The organism is Mycobacterium sp., assembly GCF_035314905.1.
Lineage (GTDB): Bacteria > Actinomycetota > Actinomycetes > Mycobacteriales > Mycobacteriaceae > Mycobacterium.
In genome coordinates, this window is sequence record NZ_DATFYW010000234.1 from 1 (window position 1) to 6,683 (window position 6,683).

10 protein-coding genes and 1 pseudogene are annotated in these 6,683 nt (G+C 68.6%); 2 read left to right on the forward strand and 9 right to left on the reverse strand.

Annotation, left to right across the window (positions count from 1 at the left end):
• A partial coding sequence (locus tag VKG81_RS20230) for a carboxymuconolactone decarboxylase family protein (RefSeq protein ID WP_324398517.1) occupies positions 1-347 on the reverse strand: 347 nt, incomplete at its 3' end.
• A gap of 146 nt (positions 348-493) precedes the next feature.
• Here VKG81_RS20230 and VKG81_RS20235 point away from each other — a divergent pair.
• Positions 494-913 (forward strand): TM2 domain-containing protein, encoded by a 420-nt coding sequence (locus VKG81_RS20235; RefSeq protein ID WP_324398509.1) that lies wholly within the window; start codon positions 494-496, stop codon positions 911-913.
• A gap of 61 nt (positions 914-974) precedes the next feature.
• Here VKG81_RS20235 and VKG81_RS20240 read toward each other — a convergent pair whose 3' ends face one another.
• The 7 genes from VKG81_RS20240 to VKG81_RS20270 are packed head-to-tail and all read right to left on the reverse strand — an operon-like array spanning position 975 to position 5,955.
• Positions 975-1,346, reverse strand: coding sequence for a hypothetical protein (locus VKG81_RS20240; protein ID WP_324398510.1), 372 nt, complete (start codon positions 1,344-1,346; stop codon positions 975-977).
• A gap of 47 nt (positions 1,347-1,393) precedes the next feature.
• Entirely contained in the window at positions 1,394-2,215 is an 822-nt protein-coding gene (locus VKG81_RS20245) for an ABC transporter permease (protein WP_414685350.1), read from the reverse strand.
• Positions 2,205-3,017, reverse strand: a complete 813-nt coding sequence (locus VKG81_RS20250; RefSeq protein ID WP_324398519.1) for an ATP-binding cassette domain-containing protein — start codon at positions 3,015-3,017, stop codon at positions 2,205-2,207. Before VKG81_RS20250 ends, VKG81_RS20245 begins: the two co-directional genes overlap by 11 nt.
• Before the next feature lie 2 nt (positions 3,018-3,019).
• A complete protein-coding gene (locus VKG81_RS20255) occupies positions 3,020-3,469 on the reverse strand; it encodes a MarR family winged helix-turn-helix transcriptional regulator (protein ID WP_324398511.1) in 450 nt (149 codons plus the stop codon).
• A gap of 26 nt (positions 3,470-3,495) precedes the next feature.
• Positions 3,496-4,374 (reverse strand): LLM class flavin-dependent oxidoreductase, encoded by an 879-nt coding sequence (locus VKG81_RS20260; RefSeq protein WP_324398512.1) that lies wholly within the window; start codon positions 4,372-4,374, stop codon positions 3,496-3,498.
• Between the two features lie 2 nt (positions 4,375-4,376).
• The gene (locus VKG81_RS20265) at positions 4,377-5,402 is read right to left on the reverse strand and encodes a nitronate monooxygenase (RefSeq protein ID WP_324398513.1); all 1,026 of its coding nucleotides are present in this window, start codon (positions 5,400-5,402) and stop codon (positions 4,377-4,379) included.
• A 22-nt stretch (positions 5,403-5,424) separates the two neighbouring features.
• The gene (locus VKG81_RS20270; protein WP_414685351.1) at positions 5,425-5,955 is read right to left on the reverse strand and encodes a GNAT family N-acetyltransferase; all 531 of its coding nucleotides are present in this window, start codon (positions 5,953-5,955) and stop codon (positions 5,425-5,427) included.
• Between the two features lie 55 nt (positions 5,956-6,010).
• Here VKG81_RS20270 and VKG81_RS20275 point away from each other — a divergent pair, with 55 nt between their 5' ends.
• On the forward strand, positions 6,011-6,388 hold the full coding sequence (locus VKG81_RS20275; protein WP_324398515.1) for a VOC family protein: 378 nt from the start codon (positions 6,011-6,013) through the stop codon (positions 6,386-6,388).
• 19 nt (positions 6,389-6,407) lie between these two features.
• Here the strand turns inward: VKG81_RS20275 and VKG81_RS20280 are convergent.
• Positions 6,408-6,683 (reverse strand): annotated as a pseudogene (locus tag VKG81_RS20280) (carbonic anhydrase); the annotation flags it as partial.

The window sequence follows — 6,683 nt, forward strand, 5'->3', positions numbered from 1 at the left end:
GCCTCGCTGAATTCGCAGAACGCGTCATAGGCACGCGCGCCGTAGATCGTGGCCGGACCGCCGGCCATCAGGATGCTGACGCCGATTGCCTCGGCCGCCTCTTCCTTGGTTGCTCCGGCGCGCACGGCACCCCGGGCGTGCGAAGCGATGCAACCGTCACAGCCGTTCGTCACCCCGATGACCAGCGCGATGAGCTCCTTGATTTTCCGGTCGAGGACGCCCGACGTGAGTGCGGCCTTGCTCATCTCGCCGAACCCGCGATAAACGTCAGGAATCATCTGGCGCAGTGCGCGGTGTTTCGGATTCAGATCGTCGAGTACATCGTGGTGATGATTGTGGTGGCTCATGTCCGCGTTCATACCCGCCACGGTATATCTGCCGGCTTCGGCCGCGGCGGCTTCCGCGGCTGACCAGCCGGCGCAACAACTGCGTCAACTCGCCGCGGCCAAACGGGTGGTCCCGGTAGGGTCTGCCGGGTCAGGAGGATGCCAAGATGTCAACACCGAACCCGCCCGGCGATCCCTACGGGCCCCCGCCGGGGTGGGCGCAGTCACCCGGGTACAACGACTACCCGGCCTATCCCGGTCAGCCGTACCCCGCGCCGTCATATGCCGTTGACCCGAGCGCTCCGTACGGGCGCGACCCCGCCACGGGACGCCCCCTCTCCGACAAGTCGGCCGTGGCCGCGGGCTGCCTGCAACTGTTCCTCGGCACCTTCGGCGTGGGCCGGTTCTACATCGGCTCGTTGCCAATCGGGTTCGTGCAGCTGGGACTCACGATCCTCGGATTCATCACGACGTTTTTCATCATCGGGTTCTTCATCCTGCTCGGTGTGGGCATCTGGGCCTTCATCGACGCGATCATGATGTTCACCGGTTCCGTCACCGACAGCAACGGCCGCAAGCTGCGCTAATTGCCTTCCGGCGGTCCACGTGACGCCCGGCGCCGGACGGCTTGGCGTCCTCGCTCAAGCCCTACTGGCTCTGCTGAACGGTGGTGTTGGGTCGGGGCACCTGCACGTTGCCGGGGCCGTACAGAGCGTTCGAAAGGCAGCCCGGAATGCCGCTGCAGTCAGTGAGGGTTTGCTGACTGGGTGCGCCGGAGGTGATGGGCTGCGGTCCGACCGCCCCGCAGTTGGAATTGACCGGGACGCCCTCGGACATGATGTTCCAGTTGATGCCTCCGCTGCACTGGTCGGCAACGTTGTTGCCCGGGGCGGCGTCGGAACCCGCCAGCAACGCGGCCGCCGGGGCGGCGGCCAGGGCCATCGAGCATGCGCCGGCGAGGACCAGCCGCCGCGCGGGAAGTCGGAATGTGGCCACCTGTGCCCCCTCGGTCGTGCTCAACGCTGTCCACAATGCATACACCATCATCGCCACCTATGCGAGCGCTGTTACCGGACAAGGCGGCGCAGCAGGGCCGACGCCGCGGCGATGCCGGCGACGGCGGCAACCGCGAGCACGCCGATATCCAGGGCCGCATTGGACGGGATACCGACCAGCAGCGTGCGCAATGCGTTGACCTCGTAGCTGAGCGGATTCACCCTGCTGAGCCAGCGCAGCCACTCAGGCATGACGTCGACCGGGTAAAGCGCGTTCGACGCGAAGAACAACGGCATCGTGATCGCCTGGCCGATGCCCATCAGCCGGTCGCGATTGCGCACCAGCCCGGCCAGCGTCATCGACAGGCACGAGAAGAACGCGGCGCCCAGCACCACCACACCCATCGCCGCGAGGATTCTGACCGGGTTGACGGTCATGTGCACGCCCATCAGATACGCCAGCGCGAGCACCCCGACGACCTGGGCGACCGAGCGGACCCCCGCCGCGAAGGCCTTGCCGGTGATCAGCGCCGACGCGGGCGCGGGCGTCACCATCAGCTTCGCGAGGATGCCGGCGTCGCGATCCCAGATGATCTGGATCCCATAGAAGATCGAGATGAACAGCGCCGACTGCGCGATGATGCCGGGGGCCAGGAACGCCAGATACGGCACCGAACCCGTGTCGATGACGCGCAGGCGGCTGAACGTCTGGCCGAAGATCAACAACCACAGCGCCGGCTGCACCATCCGGGTGACCAGCTCGGTGCGGTCGTGCCGCAGTTTCTGCAACTCGACCAGCGAGAAGGTGCCGACCCGCACCAGCAGGCCGCGGACCTTGCGCCACCCGCGCGGTGCCCGGACGATGTCGACGCGAACACCCGGCTCAACCGACACGGCGCGCCACCCTTCTGGCGGAACGGGTTTCACGCAGCCCTCGTCGCGAGGTGTCCTCGCCGAGATCGGATCCCGCGTAACGACGGAACACATCCTCCAGCGTCGCGTTCGCCGACACCGCCCGTTTCAGCTCGGCGGGAGTCCCGACCGCCTGCAGCTTGCCGTGGTGCATCAACGCGACACGGTCGCACAGCGTGTCGGCCTCTTCCATGTAGTGCGTCGTGAGCAGCACCGTCATCCCGAATTCGGCCTGCATGCGCCGCACCTGCGCCCACACCCCGTCCCGCGCGATCGGGTCCAGCCCGACGGTCGGTTCGTCGAGAATCAGCAGCGACGGCCGGTTCACCAGGGCCTGCGCGAGCTCGAGGCGGCGGACCATGCCGCCCGAGTAAGTGCTCGCCAGCCGGTCGGCGACGTCGAGCAGCTGCATCGCGTCCAGGGCCCCGTCCACACGGTCGGCCCGCTCTGCGCGCGGCACATCGTAGAGCCGGGCGAACCACTGCACGTTCTGCCTGCCTGTCAGCGCCGGTTCTATCGAAAGCTGTTGCGGCACATAGCCGATGTTGTACCGGATGTCCATCGTGTGCCTGCGCGAATCCAGGCCGAACACCCGAACCTCGCCCTGCTGGACCGGACTCAGCGTGGTCAGCACCCGGACCACCGTGGTCTTGCCCGCCCCGTTGGGTCCCAGCAAGCCCATCGTCTCTCCCGCGCGGACTTGAAGTGACAGGTCGTCAACGGCGGTGAAGTCGCCGTAGCGGTGGGTCAGATGCCGACAGTCGACGGCCACCTGGTTCGGCATACTCACGCCTGCCTCTCATGCAGCATGCGGGTGATTTCGGACATGACGTGCAATCCCCTGGCGAGCGCGTCGACCTGCCCGGCCTCGAGTCCGGCCAGTACCTCGACCAGCGCGGCGCGGCGCTGCGCGCGCGACGCGTCGGCTATGCGCTGCGCCGAATCGGTGAGCCTCAGCCGGCCGACCCTGCGGTCGTCCTCGTCGACGTCCCGTATCAGCAGGCCGTCGGAAGCCAGCTTCGAAACCAGCGTCGACGCGGTGTTGGGCACCAGCCCCAGCTCGGTGGCGGCTTCCCGCACCGAAATCCCCGGCCGGCGGCCGACCAAACGCAGCAGCTCGGCCTGCGCCTCGGTCAGGCCGGCCGTGTCGAAGCCGCGGCCGGTGCGCCGCAGCTGCCGGCGGAACCGCCCGACCACGCTGAACAGCTCGGTGATCAGGTCGGTGCGGGTCTCCACAAATCCAAGATACCTCTGTTTCAGAGCTATCCGGAGGAGACGGCGTCGGCGACCCGCCGGAGCTGGTCGAGCTCCGAGCTGGTCGGGATCAGCCGGACCTCGTCGGTGCCGATATCAGCGAACTTGCGCAGTACGGCAACCAGCTCATCCTCGGTGCCCGCAAAGCCGGTCGTGGGCGCGATGGCGTCCACGTACCTGGGCGGGATCCAGTTCATGTAGCGCCGCAGGTGTCTGCGAATCTGTTCGCGGGCGGTCCCGTCGGAGCCCAGCGCGAACCAGAACGACGTGGTCAGGCGCGGTGCCGGCCTGCCGGCGTGTGCCCATGACGTCCGCGCGACCCCGAACAGCCCGGCCGCCCTGTCGACGTCGAGGTCGAGGGTCGTGCCCGTCAGGCCGTCGGCCCAACTCGCCGCACTGCGAACGGTTTTCGGGCCCATGGTGCCGACCAACAGCTGCGGGCCGCCGGGCTGCAGCGGCGCCGGCCCCACCGGATTGACCGATTCGGTGACCTTCTCCCCCGACCACACCCGCTTCATCACCGCCACGCGTTCGGCCATGCCGCGCATCGTTTGCGTCGCGGGGTCGGCGCCGACCGCGTGATAGTCCTCGTGGCGACCGCCCACCCCCAGCCCGACCGTGAGGCGCCCGCCGCTGAGCATGTCTCCCGTCGCCAGCGCCTTGGCGAGCATGACGGGGTGGTGCAACTGCGGGACGACGACGGTGGTCACCAGCCGGACCCGCTCCGTCCACGCGCCGAGCGCGCCCAGCAACGTCAATGAATCCGGGTTGCCGAACGCGATCCGCTCGCCGAAACACAAAGAGGCGAAAGGCCCGTCGTCGACCGCCCGCGCCCACGCCTTCAGCGTCGCCGCGTCCAGGTCCGGCTCCATCACCGGCATCGTCATCCCTACCTGCACGACAGTGCCGCCATGATCGAGGCCACCGGGCCGGCGGTGGCTTTGCGGAATCCCGTGCCCGCCCAGATGTTGGTGGCATGCGGATCGCCCGCCCGCACCGACGCCGCCCGCAGCGTGCTGGTCAGGTAGTTGACCTGCGGATAGGCCAACGGCGCCTCGGCTTCGTGCTCGTTGATGAACCTGTTGCGCAGGCCGCGCGCGTAGCGTCCCGAAAAGGCCCGTGTCACTACGGTTTCAGTAAACTGCGGATCCTGCAGCGCAGCGCGGTGGACAGGGCTGCTGCCCGCCTCGTCGGACAGCAGGAACGCCGTGCCCAGCTGCGCGGCGACCGCGCCCGCGCGAACCACCCCGTCCACGTCCTCGGCGGTCATCAGCCCACCGGCGGCGACCACGGGCACGTCAACCGCGGCGATGACCGCGGACAGCAAGTCCGCCAGCGGCTCCGTGCCCGGCTGCGCCGACGGATCATAGGTGCCGCGATGGCCGCCCGCCGCCGGGCCCTGCACGGCCACCGCATCGACGCCGCGGCCGACGGCCATCCGGGCTTCGGGCAGCGTCGTCACCGTCGCCACGGTCGCGACGCCGGCGCGGCGCAAGCGGTCACACTCGTCCGCGTCCGGCAGCCCGAACGTGAACGACGCCACCTCCGGCCGCAACTGCAGCACCACGTCCAGCTTCGCCGGCCAGCCGTCGTCGTCATACCGCGGCTCGCCGAGGGCCACGCCGTAGTGTTCGGCCTCCCCCGACAGAGCGGCCGCGTAGCGCTGGATCTCCGCGCTGGTTCCGGCACTCGGTTGCGGCACAAACAGGTTGACTCCGAGCGGGCCGGAGGTGAGCTTGCGGACCGCCATCACGCGCTCGGCGAAGGTGTCCGCGGAGAGATATCCCGCGGCGACGAACCCGAGACCGCCCGCGTTGGTGGCCGCCGCGGCCAGCTCCGGGGTGGACGGTCCGCCGGCCATCGGGGCGGCAACGACCGGTACGGAAAGGTCGGACAGCTGGAAGGAACTCGGCATCATCACTCCAATCTCTGCTGGCTCATCTCATAGCTTTGGCGAACAGCAGGCCGTCCTGCGGCTCGGGACTCAGGTTGGGAAACACCGCGTAGCGTGCCAGCCTGCCTTCCAGTGACAGGCCCGCGCGTCGGAGCAGTCGCGCGGACCGGGTGTTGTCGACGTGGCAGGCAGCCGAGACCCGATACAGCGCGGGATCTCGTGCCAGCGAGTCGAGGACGACCCGCACCGCCTCGGACATCAGCCCCTGCCCCCACCACCGCCGGGCGAGGCAGTACCCGAGCTCGACGGCATGGGGCTGCGCCCGCCGATAGCCGAGCTGGCCAATCACGTCGGCGGTGTCGCGGATCGCGATCACCCAGGTGTGGTCGTCGCCGACGTTGAACAGCTCATCGATGACCCGGCGGGTCTCGCCGACGTCGGGGTGCGGCGTCCAGGTCAGGTACCGCGTCACCTGCGGGTCGGACGCGACGCGGGCGAACAGCGCGCCGGCGTCGTCCGGCCGGGGTCTGCGCAGCAGAATGCGCGGTCCCGCAAGGACTTCGTCGTCCGGCACTCCCCCATCCTGAGGCATTGGCGCGCCCGGAATGAAGGTGGTTGACTGAGATCACATGACCATCGCGTTCAACCACACCATCGTCGCCGCCAGGGACAAGCGGAAGTCGGCGGCCTTCTTCACCGACCTGTTCGGCCTGCCGGCCGCGACGCCGATGGCCCACTTCCTGGTCGTGGCGCTCGAACACGGCGCCTCGATGGACTTCGCGGACGCCGGAGACGACATCCGCCCGCAGCACTACGCGTTCCTGGTGTCCGAAGATGACTTCGACGCGATCTACGGGCGGATCACGGAGCAGGGCCTCGAGCACTGGGCCGATCCGCGGGCCAGCCGTCCCGGCGAGATCAACCACAAAGACGGCGGGCGCGGCGTCTACTTCCGCGATCCCGCCGGCCACTTCCTCGAGATCATCACCCGTCCGTACGGCGGCTGATCAAGCCCCTCAAGAACGACTAGCTCAGCGTGACTTCGCTGAGCTTTCCCGTCGCGACGTCGAAGATGAACCCGCGCAACGACTCATGCCTGGTCACGAACGGGCTGGCCTCGATCCGTCGCAGCGACTGCCGCACGTCCTCCCCCAGGTCGGGGAAGGCCTCGGCGGCCCACTCGGGCTTGATGCCGGTCTCGTCCTGGATCGACCGCTTGAACTCGTCGTCGGTGAAAGTCAGCATGCCGCAGTCGGTGTGGTGGATCAGGATGATCTCGTTGGTGCCCAGCAGCCGCTGCGA

Bases quoted from the DNA above. Each gene is read 5' to 3' on its own strand.
- VKG81_RS20235 (WP_324398509.1), top strand. From the start codon at position 494: ATGTCAACACCGAACCCGCCCGGCGATCCCTACGGGCCCCCGCCGGGG.
- VKG81_RS20250 (WP_324398519.1), bottom strand. From the start codon at position 3,017: ATGCCGAACCAGGTGGCCGTCGACTGTCGGCATCTGACCCACCGCTAC.
- VKG81_RS20260 (WP_324398512.1), bottom strand. From the start codon at position 4,374: ATGACGATGCCGGTGATGGAGCCGGACCTGGACGCGGCGACGCTGAAG.
- VKG81_RS20265 (WP_324398513.1), bottom strand. From the start codon at position 5,402: ATGCCGAGTTCCTTCCAGCTGTCCGACCTTTCCGTACCGGTCGTTGCC.
- VKG81_RS20275 (WP_324398515.1), top strand. From the start codon at position 6,011: ATGACCATCGCGTTCAACCACACCATCGTCGCCGCCAGGGACAAGCGG.